The following is a 14,440-nucleotide window of genomic DNA, read 5'->3' as shown; positions in this document are numbered from 1 at the left end:
ACTTACGCAAAAGTGCGTACATCGACGAAATGACCGGCGATCGCCGCAGCGGCGGCCATTTCCGGGCTGACCAGATGGGTACGCCCCCCTTGCCCCTGACGGCCTTCAAAGTTGCGGTTGCTGGTCGAGGCGCAACGCTCGCCTGGCGCCAGCCGGTCGGCATTCATCGCCAGACACATCGAGCAACCCGGCTCGCGCCACTCAAAACCGGCATCGATGAAGATTTTGTCCAATCCTTCGGCCTCGGCTTGTGCCTTCACCAGACCCGAGCCCGGGACGATCAGCACCAGTTTGACCGAATCGGCCTTCTTCTTGCCCTTGACCACCGAAGCGGCGGCGCGCAAGTCTTCGATCCGCGAATTGGTACAGGAGCCGATAAACACCTTGTCGACCGGAATATCGGTAATCGGCATGTTGGCCGACAAGCCCATATAGGCCAGTGCGCGCTCGTAGCTGTCCTTCTTCACCGCATCGGTCTGCTCGGCCGGATCCGGCACGCGGCCATTCACCGACAACACCTGCTCGGGCGAAGTACCCCAAGTCACTTGCGGATCAATCTCTTCGGCCTTCAACTCGACCACGGCATCGAACACGGCGCCATCATCGGACACCAAGGTGCGCCAGTTGGCGACGGCGGCATCCCACTGCGCCGGCGTCGGTGCGAACGGCCGGCCTTTGACGTAGTCGATCGTCGTTTGATCGACCGCAACCATGCCGGCACGGGCGCCGCCTTCGATCGCCATATTGCACAAGGTCATCCGGCCTTCCATCGAGAGACCGCGAATCGCACTGCCGCCAAACTCGATCGCATAGCCGGTACCGCCAGCGGTGCCGATCTTGCCGATGATGGCCAAGGCGACATCCTTGGCGGTCACGCCGCGACCCAACTGGCCGTCAACGCGTACCAGCATTGCCTTGGATTTCTTCGCCACCAGGCACTGCGTCGCCATCACATGCTCGACCTCGGACGTGCCGATGCCGTGCGCCAAGGCACCAAAGGCACCGTGCGTCGAGGTATGGCTGTCGCCACAGACGACGGTCATCCCCGGCAGCGTTGCACCACTTTCCGGGCCGACCACGTGGACGATGCCCTGACGCTTGTCCTTGAACGGGAAATAGGCAAGCGCGCCGAATTCCTTGATGTTGGCATCCAGCGTTTCAACCTGCTGGCGCGAAATCGGATCGGTGATGCCCAGTTCCCAATGATCGGTCGGCGTGTTGTGGTCGGCGGTCGCGACCACCGAATGAATGCGCCACGGCTTGCGGCCGGCGAGCTTGAGTCCTTCGAACGCCTGCGGGCTGGTCACTTCGTGGACCAGGTGGCGATCGATATAGAGCAGACAGGTACCGTCGGCTTCCTCGCTGACTACGTGCGAATGCCAGAGTTTGTCGTAAAGCGTCTGTGCGGCCATGTTCGTTCCAGAAGAAAACCGTGAATTCACGGCATGATAATACCGCGCCACCCAAGATGCAGCGTGACCTGGATCACGCTACGGCAGCCACCGCAGGCTGAGGCCAGCATCGCAGCCCCGTTCCTGATTGAGGCTAGGTTAGAGGCGTTTTGATACTGGAACAAGTTTAGCATTTATACTGGTATAACCAGTAACAGCCAAAGGCCGAACATGTCCACCAGCGCGTCGATTCGCCGCAAGGAACTCGGCGACTTCCTGATGAGTTTGCGCCAGCAATGCGAGCCGGCGGCGTTCGGCTTCCCCGCCGGCGCACGCCGTCGCACCGCCGGGCTGCGGCGCGAAGAAGTCGCCCAACTCTGCGGCATCAGCCCGACCTGGTACACCTGGATCGAGCAAGGCCGGGAGATCAGCGTCTCGGCCGATGCGCTTGATCGATTGGCCATCGCGCTGCGCATGGACCGATCGCAGCGCGCCTATCTGTTCGAACTCGCCGAGCGACACGATCCGCAGCAACTGCGCGCCGAGCACGATGTTTCCCCCGGCGTACTCGAAGCCGCGCTGCGCGGCTTTGCCGGGCCAGCCTATGTATTGGGGCGGCGCTGGGATGTGCTCGCCTGGAACACCCCGGCCGCCCATCTTTTTGGCGAATGGTTGAGTGCGACACCAAGCGAAGGTGCACCCCCCAATTTGCTGGCGTTCGTTTTCCTCGATCCTGCGGCGAAAACCCTGGTGGTCGATTGGGAAATCCGCGCGCGCCGCCTTGCCGCCGAGTTCCGCGCCGATACCCGCGCCATCGTCGACGATGGCCAGCTGCTCGAACTGATCGCCCGGCTATCACAGGCCAGTGCCGAATTTGCCGAGTACTGGCGTCGCCATGATGTGCTCGAACGCCAGGGAGGCGAACGTGCCTTTGCGCACCCGGACGATGGCCTGCTCGTCTATCATCAACTGTCGTTCAAGCTGATCGATCATGAAGCACTCAAACTGGTGCTATTGACACCGCTGAACGCCGAATCCACCTGAGCCATCCCCGTAAACCCGCAACGGAACCCTCATGCGTCTGATGTTACTGGGCCTTCTGCTGGCGGCGGCCCTGCCCGCCTGGGCCGCACCGCGCTGCGACGACGTCGCCAACACCTTCGCCGCATCGCAAGGACTGGACCGCAGCGAACTCGCCACCGCGCTCTCCAGCCTCGCCAAGAGCGGCGCCCTGCCCGAGCGTTATGTCACCAAGCGGGATGCCCAAGCGGCCGGCTGGAAGCCCGGGCGCAACCTGTGGCAAACACTGCCCGGCCATTCAATTGGCGGCGATCGCTTCGGCAATCGCGAACAGCGGCTGCCACGCGGTCAGTACCGCGAAGCCGATCTCGACTACAAGGGCGGCAAGCGTGGCGCCAAGCGGCTGGTGTTCGAGCCGCAGGGTCGTCGCTTCGTCACGGTCGACCATTATCAAACCTTCACCGAGCTACCGGCTTGCCAGCCGTAAGGGACACGTCGATGACCTCGCACACCAATGTACTACTGCACGATATCCACAGCCTTGACGACGTCTACGACCAGTTGGCCCGGCAACTGCCGCTGCCGGTGCATTTCGGCCGCAATCTCGATGCGCTGTTCGACCTGCTTTCGGCCGACGTTGAAGGATCATTGACGCTGCGCTGGCCCGATGTCGCCGACGCCCTGGTTCACCTCGGCCAGGAACGGCATGCGGCGCTACTTGCAACCTTGCGCGACGCCGCCAACGAACGCGACGATCTGGAGCTCAAGCTCGGTTAGGGTCACGCGACGGATCGCGGCGCTCACGACAGCTTGATCGACTCGATCAGCGCCAGCTCCTCATCGCTGAAGCCCGCGGCACGCCGCGCCGAATAGTTGAGCCGGCCACGCGGCAGTACCGCATCGTAATCCCGCAGCAGGCGGACAAAGGTCGCGACCGGCTCCAGTCCGCGCTCGGCGCAGCACCAGTGAAACCAGCGGTTGCCGATCTGCACATGGCCGATCTCGTCCTGCAGGATCACATCCAGGATCTCGCAAGCGCGCAGGTCGCCGCTCTGCTTGAGCTTTTCACGTATCCCCGGCGTCACATCCAGACCGCGCGCTTCAAGAATGCGCGGCACCAAGGCCATGCGCGCCATCACATCGTCATCGGTCTTGACCGCCATATCCCACAAACCGTTATGCGCCGGGAAATCGCCGTAGGCATAGCCGAGCGTTTGCAGGTGATCGCGCAGCAAGCTGAAGTGCAGCGCCTCTTCGCGAGCAACCTGCGCCCAGTCGGCGTAGTAAGCCTCGGGCATCCCGGGAAAGCGGTAAATCGCATCCAGCGCCAGATTGATCGCATTGAACTCGATATGGGCAATCGCATGCAGTAGCGCCGCACGACCGGCTTCGGTCGCAATGGCACGAAGCGTCAGCGCATCAGGTGCAACAAGTACGGGCCGATCCGGGCGCCCGGGCACCGGGATACGCCGGATCTGCATCACCTCATCCGACGCAACGGGTTCATCAAATAATTCAATCACATGCGCAAGTTTTTGTGACGGGCTCGTCGCCATCAGCGCCCGATAGGCCATTAGTTGCTTATTGAAATCATCACCATGGAAATTATTCAATCTGTCGCACCGTAAAGAAATCACAAGTTCATCAGGAAATACTTACGTGTATGGAACTCGGCCCCGACTTTATGATGACGTCAAGGTTTATGCCGTTATCCAGTTGTGTTGAGGAGCCCTTGAAAATGAAAGAATCCACCCTGAACCCGCGCGAGATTCGTCGCCGCTTGGGCCTGAACCAGCAGGAATTCTGGAGCAGGATTGGCGTGACGCAAAGTGGCGGATCGCGCTATGAAAGCGGTCGAAACATGCCACGCCCGGTGCGCGAACTCTTGCGCGCCGTTCATGTCGAGCAGGTCGATCTGAGCAAGATCAATAACGAGGATTTCCAGATCCTCGAGTACCTGAAAGAAATGAAACCCGAGCTGTACGAAACGCTACGCCTTGCTGCAATGCGTGATCGAGAGCCGGCTCACGCAGCGGTAGCGATGCACGCCGCACGCTGAGCCACACTGATCGATCAAATGCTCAACAAAAAGCCCCGCAGCGGGGCTTTTTGTTTGGATGTCCGGCTCAGGCAAAAGTGGGGCGGCAAATGAAATCACCACATCTGCTTGCAACTCAAAGACTGAGTCGCACCGGCAGCCCCATCGCTTCGATTCTTGCCGCCAGCGCCTGCATCCACTCGGCCGGGGCAGCGGAAAGCCTCGGCGCCTCCAGCTGCATGGAGGGTCGCGCCAAGCCGTAAAGCAGCACCCCCTGCAACGGAATGCCTTCGGTGCGTAACGTTGCCAGGTAGTCCAGATAAGCGCTCACGTTCGCCTCGTCCGGCAAGATGCCATCGGTGGCGAACATGCAGGTTTGCACCCACGTCGGACAAAGGCTGGCGGCCGCCGCCAGATGCGCGCGCACCGATGCGGCTTTAAGCTGCACCTGATTAACCGCGCTGAATCCATCCTGCGGGGCGCGATCGAGCTTGAACCAGATCTCACCACCCAGCGTCGCCATCGCCGCCACGGCATCTTGCACCGCCGGCTTGTAGAGCTGGCTGCCGTTGGTGATCAACACCAGCTTGATTTTGCCGATGAGGTCAAACCGCGCCAGCACTGCCCCGACCCGCGCGATGGCGGCGGCGAACTCCGGGCTCATCGTGGGCTCGCCGTTGCCGGAGAAAGCAACATCATTCAGTCGCCGCGCGCCTTCTGGCACCCGCTTGAGCATGAAGTCGCCGTGAACGACATCCTCAAGCAAGCCGCCGAGTTCGGTCTCAAGCCGATCCAGATCAATGGCGGGCGGGCCGCCACGCTGCAGATCCGGCACCTGGCAATAAACGCAGCGCCAGTTGCAGGCGTTGTTCGGATTCAGGTTGATCCCGACCGAGACGCCGCCAGCCCGGCGTGACACCACCGGATAGACGTAGGTCAGGCCAGCCGCGTCACGAGCATGATCGTCAACGCGCAACCGGCTGTCCGCCATACTCATTCAGCCTTGGCCCGCACCAGCAGCACCGGCACCGGCGTCACATGCATCACGCCTTCGGCCACACTGCCGAGCAACATATGTGTCAAACCACCGTAACCGTGCGTCCCCATCACGATCAGCTCCGCTTGCCACTTGGTCGCGTCGTCGACGATGGCGCGCGCGAGGTTACCGCCCCAGGCCTCCAGCAATTCGGCCTCGACATCGACACCGGCGGCCTTGAGGGTTTCGCTCTGCTGATCCAGCACACGCTGACCCGAGCGGCGCAGCGCCTCCTGCAATTGCGGCACGTCCAGGAACTCGTTGGCACTCCAGGCAAACTGGGCAAGATCGATCACATGCACGATCTTCACCTTCGACTGCTGGCTGCAGGCCACCTTCACCACTTCAAGCAATGCGGCAGCGCTGGTTTCGCTATCGTCAACCGGCACCAAAATGCGTTCGTACATGGCAGTCTCCCTTCCGTGTGAGCCTGTAGCAAGTCTAGCAGAACAGCCCCCATTGCGGCCCCCGGAGGGCACGCATACACTGGAACGCCACTACTTCTGCGGAACCCGCGGCACCATGCCCCGTCTGAAATTGAGCCTGCCGGCACACGTCGATTTTCAAACCCGGCTCACGGTGCGGATCACCGACATCAACTATGGCGGCCACCTGGCCAATCAGGCCTTGCTCGGGTTACTGCACGAAGCACGCCTGCAGTTCTTGCAGTTTTTGGGTTTTGACGAGCTTGGCAGCGCCGATCGTCCAGGGCTGATCCAGAGTGATGCTTTGATTGCATTTCGCAGCGAAGCGTTTGTCGGTGACATTTTAACGATCAAGCTTACAGCTACGGATTTCGAGCGAACCAGCTTCGATCTGTATTACGAAGTGTGCACAGATGAGAGATTGGTTGCCCAAGCGAAGACCAATCTGGCATTTTTCGATTACGGCATACGAAAAGCAGTTCCAGTGCCCGATGCGTTTCACGAGGCACTGACCTTACAAAGGATGAAAAAATGAAAAAATATTCGACCAACAGCCCAGAGGCGATGGCGCGTTTGCTGGTTCTGCAGATGATGTGTGACGGCAACTTCGACCCGGAAGAGCTCGATGAGCTGGAACATCTGCGCGTTTATGAAGTGCTCGGCATCACCCGCAAGCGCTTTATCGACGTCGTTCAGGACTACTGTAACGACATCTCCGACGAGGCCGACGAAAATGGCACGATCAAGCTGATTGATCGCGAACGCATCGACGACCTGCTCGATACCGTCGACGACCCGAAGAAACGCGTTCTGGTCGCCGCCATCGCGCTCGACATCGCCAAGGCTGACGATGATTTCAGCGCCGTCGAACTCGCCGTGTTCCGCCATATGCTGGCACGCTGGCATCTGTCGCTCGAACACCTGCAAGCCGCGCTGTCCGCCTAACCATCACTCAAGTTCGGCCCGCGAGGGTCGATATAAATATAAGAAAACAGTCACACGCTAACGTGAGTGCCACGCTTGTGTGTTTCACTGAGGGGATCGAGAAGATGAGTGGTACGACCGGGTTTCATACCGCGCTGGAGCGCCACGTCTTGCCGACGCTGGGGCGCAAATTTGCTTTCCTGTATCTGTTTGCCTTGCTGCCCTTGGTAACGCTGCTGGTTGCCTACGGCGCAGAGCGCCAGTTTGTCGATGTCGCCGGCGACCTGCGCCTCGATGCGGCCGCCAGCAATGCCTTGCTGGCCCCGTTCGATACGATCCAGATGGTCAGCTGGATCATGTTGGCGCTCATGCTGTTGCTGGTCACCGTGCAGTTTTTCTATTTCAACTACTGGATCGTTCGGCCGATTCAGCGCATCACCACGGTATTTACCGAGGTTTCCAGCGGCGAAGGCGATCTGTCGGTCGATATCCCGGTCATCACCTGTGATGAAATCGGCACACTCGCCACCACCTGCAACCGCTTTCTGGCGCGACAGCGAGACACCATCGCCAGCGTGCAATCGATGACGGTCGGCATTGCACTGGACGCGGCCAAATCCATGAAAAACATCAAGGATTCGGCGACATCGACCAAGCAGCAGGATCAGTTGGCACAAGGCGTCGTCGAGGCCAGCAACGCCACGACCAGCGGCATCAATCACGTCTCGCAACGCACCCAGGCCATCGCCGAAACCACCAGCCAGAATCTGGTGCTGGCACACGCCTCATACGCCGAGCTGCAGGATGTGACCGAGCGCATCAACGCGATCACCGCCAAGATCGAAAACTTCAACAACACCGTCGACGGGCTGAATCAGCGCTCGGCCAGCATCAAGACCATTGTTGACCTGATCAAGGAAATCTCGGGGCAGACCAATCTGCTGGCGCTCAATGCCGCGATCGAAGCCGCCCGCGCCGGTGAGGCGGGACGCGGTTTCGCGGTCGTCGCCGACGAGGTGCGCAAGCTGGCCGAGAAAGTCCACGTTGCCACCGACAATATCTCGCACGATATCGACAGCATGCTGAGCCAGGTCGCTGAAACGCAGGCCGAGACAACGCAAATCACCCACGATGCCAAACTCACCCACTCGGTGGTCTCCAAGGCATCGGGGCAGTTCGCCAAGATGATGAGCGATTTCGAGGCCACCAGCGATGCGCTGATCGGTATCGCAGCGACACTGGAGGAGTTCACCGAGGCCAACAACACCGTCAATGCCAATGTCTCGGAAATTCATCAGCTTTCACTGGCGGTGAACGAGCGGATGACGCGCTCGGCGCAATCCTCGCAAGACCTGTCGAGCGCCACCGAAAAAGTGCAGGAAATGATAGGCCGCTTTATCGTCGGCCAAGGCGAACTCGATGCCGCCATCCAGCGCGCCGGCCGCTATCGCGACCAGATCGCGGCCAAGCTGGAAACCTTTGGCCAGCGCGGTATCGACATATTCGACCAGCATTATCAGCCGATCGCCGGCACCAAACCGCCCAAATTCCGCACCAGCTACGATACGATCTTCGAGACCGAAATCCAGCCCTTGTATGACGCACTGGTACGCGAAACCAGCGGCGGCAAGTTCTCGCTGGCGACCGACACCAACGGCTACGGCGCCACGCACAACAGCTGGTATTCCAAACCCGCCACCGGCGACTTGGCGGTGGACCTGCTCAATAGCCGTGACAAACGGATCTTCAACGATCCGGCCGGTTTGCGTGCGGCGCGCAATACCCAACGCTTCCTGCTGCAAACCTATGTACGCGATACCGGTGAAATCATGACCGAACTCGATCTGCCGATTCACGTAGGCGGCCGCCATTGGGGCGGGCTACGGCTGGGCTTTGATGCCAGCGAGCTGATCAAGACCTGATCGGATCAGCACCGCGCAATAAAAAAGCCACCGAACGGTTTCGGTGGCTTTTTTACGTGTCATCGGCTGGTTCAGCGGAACAGATGGCTGTAGTGTTGCTCCAGCATGTTTTGAGCCTTGCGTTCGATTTTCTTGAGTAGCTTGCGCATGATTTGCCCTTTGATCCGTAGTTTTATTACCTATATTTTTGCAAAAAATAGAGCGTAAAACTACAGAACAAATCACACTTATCTTCACCACCTTCTTACAACGGCATGCTAAAAACCAGTCTCGCCCCCGTCACCGCGACCGATACCCGCCTCCTGATCCTCGGCAGCCTGCCCGGCGATGCCTCGCTCGCCGCCCAGGCCTACTACGCTCACCCTCGCAATGCGTTCTGGCCGATCATGGCCAAACTGACCGGCGTAACACTCGACACCCTGCCCTACGACGAGCGATTGGCGGCCTTGTTACGGCACGGTGTCGGGCTATGGGATGTGATCGGCAGCGCCACGCGCCGCGGCAGTCTTGATCAGGCGCTGCGCGAGATCGAAGCCAACCCGCTTGTCACCCTGATCGAAACGCTGCCAAGGCTCGAAGCGGTGGCATTCAACGGCCAGACCGCTTACCGGCTAGGGGCCAGGCTGATCCCATCCGGACTAGCCAGCCTGGCACTGCCGTCGTCCAGCCCTGCGCATACGATGCCGCTGGCAAACAAACTCGATGCTTGGCAATGCCTGCTCCCGTACCTAAGCCACCGGTAAATCACCCGGGATTTCAGTCCCGTGCTTCATCAAGCGCTGCCGTTTCAAGCTACGCCGGCAGTCGAAACCACCAGCAAGGATTCAGCCAAGACCAAGGCTTCTTGCTGCGAAGCGCGGCTGAGTAGCGGATAGCCCCAGAACTTCTCGAACGTTTCGGAAAATGCATCCACTTCGACGCGTCGTGTGCTATCCGGCACGATCACGATGGAGGCCTTGATCCATTTGCGGATGGCTGGCTTGTTCTGTTTCATCCACAAGGAAGCCTGTTTAAGCGAGGCACGACCTTGCTCAGAGTCTGCTTCAGGCGCGCCCGGCATATCGGTGGTGACAAACACGAAGGCCTGTTGGCGGCTGAGCAGCTGGTCAAGATGTTCGAACGGTTCGATCGTGCTTGTGGTGGCGGAAGCTTGCTGCTGCATCCAGACAATGGGGAAATGGGTGGAATCAAAGTGCATGGTCATATCTCGCAAGACGTCATCAAATAAGAATCATTATCATAATCGCCTTACACAGTGTCCGCATTGGCCAATATGGACACTTGATTGACCATTCCAGACAAACTGACATAACAGACTGCCGAAGCCCCCCTCTGCCCGCCCACACCCCTGCCCTGAGCCGTTACCCCTCACCAGTCGCGACAAAAATGCCCAACCAGCCCAACGCCCTCTCGCGGCCAGACAGCACATCAGGCAGAGCCAGGGATGATCCGGGGCAAGCTGTGTGCGCCATACGCGAACGCTCGGCGGCCACGGGCCAGGAAACCCGCCTCCCCGCGACCCGCGCCATGCGGTGTGATGCCTTAGCCGGCCGGGACGACGGCCAGCGGCATTCGCCGCTCAGCGAGGAAACGCCCCGGTGATTGCCCAACGGCTTTTTTGAACATGCGGATAAAGGCGCTGGCGCTTTCGTAGCCTAAAGCCAAGGCCACGGCTTCTACGGATTCGCCCTGCGCCAGTCGCTGCAAACCCAGCAGAATATGCAACTGCCGTTGCCACTGTCCGAAGCTGATGCCTGTCTCGTTGCGCACCAGACGGCTCAGGGTGCGCTCACTCATGCCAACGCGTGCGCCCCATTCGCTCACGCTACTTCGTGCGCCAGGATTGGCCATCATGTTGGCGGCGATATCACGCAGCCGAGCATGTTGTGGCATTGGTAAATGAATCTGCTCGCGTGGCGCTGCGGCCAGTTCATCAAGCAAGACGGCGACCCTGCGCGCATCCGGCCCATGGATGGCATAGCGCTCGGGCACTCCACCGTCCGCTGTAACAGCTCTTGCAGCAGCGGGGAAACCGCCAGGGTACAACAGGTCGTTGGCAAGCTGCGCGCATGCTCGGGTTCCACAAACAGGCAATAGCCTTTGGCCTGCTCAAGTCCTAGTACGCTATGAAAGGTATCGCCGGGTATCCACACCGCGCAATGCGGTGGAGCCATCCAAAGCCCATCGTCGGTCTCACAAGTGAGCACGCCGGCGACAGGGAATAACAGTTGCGCTTTCCGGTGGCGATGCCGGGGTAGCTCCCAGCGGGCAGACAGAATGGAAATGAGCAAAGCGTAGATAGGCCGGGGTACCGCATCCGGGTCTTGCTTTTGATTTTCTGCTTGCAGCACCGGCATGCCTGGGCCTTTACGGTTCCTAAATTGAGGTTGCAGCTACATAGTCTGCCAGATTTCATTATTTCATCCTTGCGAACTCGCGGCCATGCCGGCTCGACACGGGACACCGGGACTAGTTACGCGCCTAGGCAATCTCGGCACTGAAGTCAGCAATAAAAAAGGCTCTGTATTCATAAACTATTGCGACCCCTCGTAGCCCAAGCACTGTAGCGTGTTTGAGGGCGACGCCATGCGTACCATCGATAGCCAAGCTTGCTCGGCTAAACCCGTACCAACGCCAGCAGTTGCAGCAGCAGCTCGAGCACGGCGACCCGCGCCAGGCCATGGCCAACCTGATCCAACAACTGCATCCGCAGTCCGATTGTCCGCATTGCCACCAGCCCGAACTGCGCCCTTGGGGCAGTAGCGATGGCTTGCCCCGTTCTCGCTGCCGCCACTGTGGCAAGACCTGCAATGCACTCACCGGCACGCCGCTGGCGCGGCTGCGCCAGCGCGAACAATGGGCGCGCTTCGCGCAAACGCTAATCGATGGCCTGTCAGTGCAGGCGGCGGCAGCACAATGCGCTATCGGCAAGAACATCGCCTGGCGCTGGCGCCAGCGCTTCCTGGCCACCGTCGCTGACCATCGAGCCGAGCATCTTGGCGGCATTGTCGAAGCCGACGAAACCTTCTTCCTCGAATCGTTCAAGGGCCAGCGCCACCTCAATCGCCCCAGCCGTCAACGTGGCGGTGTAGCGCAAAAGCGCGGCATCAATGCCGAGCAGATTCCGGTGTTGGTGGTGCGGGATCGCAGTGGCCAGACGGCCGACTTCCAGCTGGCACGATTGGATACGGCACACATCGCCGCCGTGCTCGGCCCGTTGGTCGATGCCGACGCGATGCTGTGCACCGACAGTGCCGGGGTGTATGCCGCCTTCGCCAAGGCGAGCGGATTGCGTCACCGCGCGATCAATGTGCGCCGCGGCCAGCGGGTCGATGGGGTGTTTCATATCCAGAACGTTAACGCCTACGACAGCAGGCTGAAGCAGTGGATGCGGCGGTTTCACGGTGTGGCGACGCGATACTTGGTGAATTATTTGGGCTGGCGGCGGATGCTGGAGCGTTACCGCTCGGGCATCACGCCGCAGCTGTGTTTGGCCGAGGCATTGGGGGTACAACAGCTAATGAATACATAGCCATAAAAAAGCGCCACTCGAAAGTGGCGTTTTTTTATTCGCGGAATCGCGATCAGATCATGTTCTTGCTTTTGAGCAGCTCATACATGGTCTTGCCCAGCTCGGCCGGGCTGCGGGTGTAGGCAATGCCTGCACGCTCGAACGCGGCGAACTTCTCTTCCGCCGTGCCCTTGCCACCGGAGATGATCGCGCCGGCGTGGCCCATGCGCTTGCCCTTCGGTGCGGTGACACCGGCGATGTAGCCGACCACCGGCTTGGTCACGTAGGACTTGGCGAACTCGGCCGCTTCTTCTTCGGCCGAGCCACCGATTTCACCGATCATGATGATTGCGTCGGTATCCGGATCGTCCTGGAACAGCTTCAGCGCGTCGATGTGCGAGGTACCCGGGATCGGATCGCCACCGATACCGATGCAGGTCGACTGCCCCAGACCCAGCGCGGTGGTTTGCGCCACGGCTTCATAGGTCAGCGTGCCCGAACGCGACACGATGCCGATGCGGCCCGGCTGGTGAATGTGCCACGGCATGATGCCGATCTTGCACTCGCCCGGGGTAATGATGCCGGGGCAGTTCGGGCCGATCAGGCGGATGCCGGCTTCGTCGACGGCTTTCTTCACGTACAGCATGTCCAGGGTCGGCACGCCTTCGGTGATGCAGACGATCAGCTTCACGCCGCTGTCGATCGCTTCGAGGATCGAATCCTTGGCGAACGGTGCCGGCACATAGATCACCGATGCATCGGCCTGGGTCTGGCGCACGGCGTCCTTCATGGTGTTGAACACCGGCAGGCCGAGGTGCTCCGCACCGCCCTTGCCCGGAGTCACGCCACCGACGACCTTGGTGCCGACCTTCAACGCCTGTTCGGCGTGGAAAGTACCGTTCTTGCCGGTGAAGCCTTGCACCAGCACTTTTGTATCTTTGTTGACCAAAACGCTCATTGGTTTATTCCTTATCCGTATGCAGGTGATCAGGCCAGTGCGGCGACGATCTTCTCGGCAGCGTCGTTCAGGCCTTGGGCCGAAGTCAGCTTGAGGCCGGACTCGTTCAGCAGCTTGGCGCCGAGTTCGGCGTTGTTGCCTTCGAGGCGAACCACGACCGGCACGGTCACGTTCACTTCCTTCACGGCGGCGATGATCGCTTCTGCAATCATGTCGCAGCGGACGATGCCGCCGAAGATGTTGATCAGCACGCCCTTGACCGAATCGTCGGCCAGGATCAGCTTGAACGCTTCGATCACGCGATCCTTGGTTGCACCGCCACCAACGTCAAGGAAGTTGGCCGGTTGGCCACCCTTCAGCTTGATGATGTCCATGGTGGCCATCGCCAGACCGGCGCCGTTGACCATGCAGCCGATGTTGCCTTCGAGGGCCACATAGTTCAGTTCGAACTCGGATGCCTTCACTTCACGCTCGTTCTCTTGCGACTTGTCGCGCTGAGCCAGCAGCTCAGGGTGACGATAGAGCGCGTTCGAATCGAGGTTGATCTTGCCGTCGACGCAAGCCAGTTCGCCGTTTTCACGCAGCGCCAGCGGGTTCACTTCGAACAGGGCGAAATCGTTTTCGATGAAGGCTTGTGCCGCGCCGAGGAACAGCTTGGTGAAGGCAGCGACTTGCGCGCCTTGCAGACCCAGCGCGAACGCTGCGTCACGGCCCTGGAACGGCTGGGCGCCGACCAGCGGATCGATCTCGATCTTGATGATCTTTTCCGGGGTTTCTTCGGCAACCTTCTCGATCTCGACACCACCTTCGGTCGACACCATGAACACCACGCGCTGACTCGAACGATCGACCACGGCGCCCAGATACAGCTCGCGCTGCACCGGGTACATGTCTTCGCACACCAGTACCGAATGCACCGGCTGGCCGGCTGCATCGGTCTGATACGTCACCAGATTGGTGCCGATCAGGCGGGTTGCTTCGGCAGCGGCTTCTTCGCGGCTCTTCACCACCTTGACGCCACCGGCCTTGCCACGGCCACCGGCGTGAACCTGGGCCTTGACCACGGCGAACTTGCCACCGAGGCTGTCATAAGCTGCAGCCGCTTCTTCGCCGCTGTTGGCCAGAATGCCGCGCTGGACTGGCAGACCATATTTTGCCAGGAGTTCCTTGGCTTGATACTCGTGCAGATTCATTTCGTGTATTCCTCAGTCAGGA

Annotated in this window: 17 protein-coding genes; 9 read left to right on the top strand and 8 right to left on the bottom strand. The window is 60.2% G+C overall.

What is annotated here, in order from left to right:
• Nucleotides 1-2: 2 nt before the first annotated feature.
• Nucleotides 3-1,412, bottom strand: coding sequence for a 3-isopropylmalate dehydratase large subunit (gene leuC / locus JLC71_RS04170; RefSeq protein WP_200917417.1), 1,410 nt, complete (start codon nt 1,410-1,412; stop codon nt 3-5).
• A gap of 210 nt (nt 1,413-1,622) precedes the next feature.
• Here leuC and JLC71_RS04165 point away from each other — a divergent pair, with 210 nt between their 5' ends.
• Genes JLC71_RS04165 through JLC71_RS04155 form a run of 3 tightly spaced genes read left to right on the top strand, consistent with a single transcriptional unit; the run spans nt 1,623 to nt 3,188 of the window.
• Nucleotides 1,623-2,435: a helix-turn-helix transcriptional regulator gene (locus JLC71_RS04165; protein ID WP_200917416.1), complete on the top strand. Its 813-nt coding sequence runs from the start codon at nt 1,623-1,625 to the stop codon at nt 2,433-2,435.
• Between the two features lie 31 nt (nt 2,436-2,466).
• On the top strand, nt 2,467-2,898 hold the full coding sequence (locus JLC71_RS04160; RefSeq protein WP_200917415.1) for a ribonuclease domain-containing protein: 432 nt from the start codon (nt 2,467-2,469) through the stop codon (nt 2,896-2,898).
• A gap of 11 nt (nt 2,899-2,909) precedes the next feature.
• Entirely contained in the window at nt 2,910-3,188 is a 279-nt protein-coding gene (locus JLC71_RS04155; RefSeq protein WP_200917414.1) for a barstar family protein, read from the top strand.
• Between the two features lie 23 nt (nt 3,189-3,211).
• Here JLC71_RS04155 and JLC71_RS04150 read toward each other — a convergent pair whose 3' ends face one another.
• Nucleotides 3,212-3,985 carry a ferritin-like domain-containing protein gene (locus tag JLC71_RS04150; RefSeq protein ID WP_200917413.1) on the bottom strand — a complete coding sequence of 258 codons (774 nt, stop codon included), beginning with the start codon at nt 3,983-3,985 and terminating at the stop codon, nt 3,212-3,214.
• A gap of 158 nt (nt 3,986-4,143) precedes the next feature.
• Here JLC71_RS04150 and JLC71_RS04145 point away from each other — a divergent pair, with 158 nt between their 5' ends.
• Nucleotides 4,144-4,470: a helix-turn-helix domain-containing protein gene (locus JLC71_RS04145; protein WP_374757624.1), complete on the top strand. Its 327-nt coding sequence runs from the start codon at nt 4,144-4,146 to the stop codon at nt 4,468-4,470.
• 115 nt (nt 4,471-4,585) lie between these two features.
• On the opposite strand, the gene JLC71_RS04140 is transcribed toward JLC71_RS04145, so the two are convergent.
• Together JLC71_RS04140 and JLC71_RS04135 are read right to left on the bottom strand one after the other, a co-directional pair.
• Entirely contained in the window at nt 4,586-5,446 is an 861-nt protein-coding gene (locus JLC71_RS04140) for a radical SAM protein (RefSeq protein ID WP_236250971.1), read from the bottom strand.
• Nucleotides 5,443-5,892 carry a universal stress protein gene (locus JLC71_RS04135; RefSeq protein ID WP_200917411.1) on the bottom strand — a complete coding sequence of 150 codons (450 nt, stop codon included), beginning with the start codon at nt 5,890-5,892 and terminating at the stop codon, nt 5,443-5,445. The genes JLC71_RS04140 and JLC71_RS04135 overlap by 4 nt, the downstream gene beginning before the upstream one ends.
• Before the next feature lie 115 nt (nt 5,893-6,007).
• On the opposite strand from JLC71_RS04135, the gene JLC71_RS04130 reads away from it, so the two are divergent.
• From JLC71_RS04130 to JLC71_RS04115, 4 genes are all read left to right on the top strand, one after another.
• Nucleotides 6,008-6,445, top strand: a complete 438-nt coding sequence (locus tag JLC71_RS04130) for an acyl-CoA thioesterase (protein WP_200917410.1) — start codon at nt 6,008-6,010, stop codon at nt 6,443-6,445.
• Nucleotides 6,442-6,855, top strand: coding sequence for a tellurite resistance TerB family protein (locus JLC71_RS04125; RefSeq protein ID WP_200917409.1), 414 nt, complete (start codon nt 6,442-6,444; stop codon nt 6,853-6,855). The genes JLC71_RS04130 and JLC71_RS04125 overlap by 4 nt, the downstream gene beginning before the upstream one ends.
• A gap of 104 nt (nt 6,856-6,959) precedes the next feature.
• Nucleotides 6,960-8,756 (top strand): methyl-accepting chemotaxis protein, encoded by a 1,797-nt coding sequence (locus JLC71_RS04120; protein WP_200917408.1) that lies wholly within the window; start codon nt 6,960-6,962, stop codon nt 8,754-8,756.
• A gap of 254 nt (nt 8,757-9,010) precedes the next feature.
• Nucleotides 9,011-9,499, top strand: a complete 489-nt coding sequence (locus tag JLC71_RS04115) for a DNA-deoxyinosine glycosylase (protein WP_200917407.1) — start codon at nt 9,011-9,013, stop codon at nt 9,497-9,499.
• Between the two features lie 44 nt (nt 9,500-9,543).
• Here the strand turns inward: JLC71_RS04115 and JLC71_RS04110 are convergent, their stop codons facing one another.
• A complete protein-coding gene (locus JLC71_RS04110; RefSeq protein WP_200917406.1) occupies nt 9,544-9,954 on the bottom strand; it encodes a hypothetical protein in 411 nt (136 codons plus the stop codon).
• Between the two features lie 344 nt (nt 9,955-10,298).
• Nucleotides 10,299-10,748, bottom strand: coding sequence for a helix-turn-helix domain-containing protein (locus JLC71_RS04105; RefSeq protein WP_200917405.1), 450 nt, complete (start codon nt 10,746-10,748; stop codon nt 10,299-10,301).
• Between the two features lie 580 nt (nt 10,749-11,328).
• Between JLC71_RS04105 and JLC71_RS04100 the strand changes: the two genes are divergently transcribed.
• On the top strand, nt 11,329-12,288 hold the full coding sequence (locus JLC71_RS04100; RefSeq protein WP_200917404.1) for an IS1595 family transposase: 960 nt from the start codon (nt 11,329-11,331) through the stop codon (nt 12,286-12,288).
• A 52-nt stretch (nt 12,289-12,340) separates the two neighbouring features.
• Here JLC71_RS04100 and sucD read toward each other — a convergent pair whose 3' ends face one another.
• Nucleotides 12,341-13,225 carry a succinate--CoA ligase subunit alpha gene (gene sucD / locus JLC71_RS04095; protein ID WP_200917403.1) on the bottom strand — a complete coding sequence of 295 codons (885 nt, stop codon included), beginning with the start codon at nt 13,223-13,225 and terminating at the stop codon, nt 12,341-12,343.
• Nucleotides 13,226-13,254: 29 nt separating this feature from the next.
• Nucleotides 13,255-14,418 (bottom strand): ADP-forming succinate--CoA ligase subunit beta, encoded by a 1,164-nt coding sequence (sucC, locus tag JLC71_RS04090; RefSeq protein ID WP_200917402.1) that lies wholly within the window; start codon nt 14,416-14,418, stop codon nt 13,255-13,257.
• Nucleotides 14,419-14,440 lie beyond the last annotated feature (22 nt).

The sequence above is a fragment of the Jeongeupia sp. HS-3 genome (genome assembly GCF_015140455.1).
GTDB lineage: Bacteria > Pseudomonadota > Gammaproteobacteria > Burkholderiales > Chitinibacteraceae > Jeongeupia.
The sequence above is the reverse complement of the archived record's forward strand: the minus strand, read 5'-3'. Positions and strand labels throughout refer to the sequence as shown.

Excerpts from the sequence above, each read along its gene's own strand:
- leuC (WP_200917417.1), bottom strand. The coding sequence starts at position 1,412 with ATGGCCGCACAGACGCTTTACGACAAACTCTGGCATTCGCACGTAGTC.
- JLC71_RS04165 (WP_200917416.1), top strand. The coding sequence starts at position 1,623 with ATGTCCACCAGCGCGTCGATTCGCCGCAAGGAACTCGGCGACTTCCTG.
- JLC71_RS04160 (WP_200917415.1), top strand. The coding sequence starts at position 2,467 with ATGCGTCTGATGTTACTGGGCCTTCTGCTGGCGGCGGCCCTGCCCGCC.
- JLC71_RS04155 (WP_200917414.1), top strand. The coding sequence starts at position 2,910 with ATGACCTCGCACACCAATGTACTACTGCACGATATCCACAGCCTTGAC.
- JLC71_RS04150 (WP_200917413.1), bottom strand. The coding sequence starts at position 3,985 with ATGGCCTATCGGGCGCTGATGGCGACGAGCCCGTCACAAAAACTTGCG.
- JLC71_RS04140 (WP_236250971.1), bottom strand. The coding sequence starts at position 5,446 with ATGAGTATGGCGGACAGCCGGTTGCGCGTTGACGATCATGCTCGTGAC.
- JLC71_RS04135 (WP_200917411.1), bottom strand. The coding sequence starts at position 5,892 with ATGTACGAACGCATTTTGGTGCCGGTTGACGATAGCGAAACCAGCGCT.
- JLC71_RS04130 (WP_200917410.1), top strand. The coding sequence starts at position 6,008 with ATGCCCCGTCTGAAATTGAGCCTGCCGGCACACGTCGATTTTCAAACC.
- JLC71_RS04125 (WP_200917409.1), top strand. The coding sequence starts at position 6,442 with ATGAAAAAATATTCGACCAACAGCCCAGAGGCGATGGCGCGTTTGCTG.
- JLC71_RS04120 (WP_200917408.1), top strand. The coding sequence starts at position 6,960 with ATGAGTGGTACGACCGGGTTTCATACCGCGCTGGAGCGCCACGTCTTG.
- JLC71_RS04115 (WP_200917407.1), top strand. The coding sequence starts at position 9,011 with ATGCTAAAAACCAGTCTCGCCCCCGTCACCGCGACCGATACCCGCCTC.
- JLC71_RS04110 (WP_200917406.1), bottom strand. The coding sequence starts at position 9,954 with ATGCACTTTGATTCCACCCATTTCCCCATTGTCTGGATGCAGCAGCAA.
- sucD (WP_200917403.1), bottom strand. The coding sequence starts at position 13,225 with ATGAGCGTTTTGGTCAACAAAGATACAAAAGTGCTGGTGCAAGGCTTC.
- sucC (WP_200917402.1), bottom strand. The coding sequence starts at position 14,418 with ATGAATCTGCACGAGTATCAAGCCAAGGAACTCCTGGCAAAATATGGT.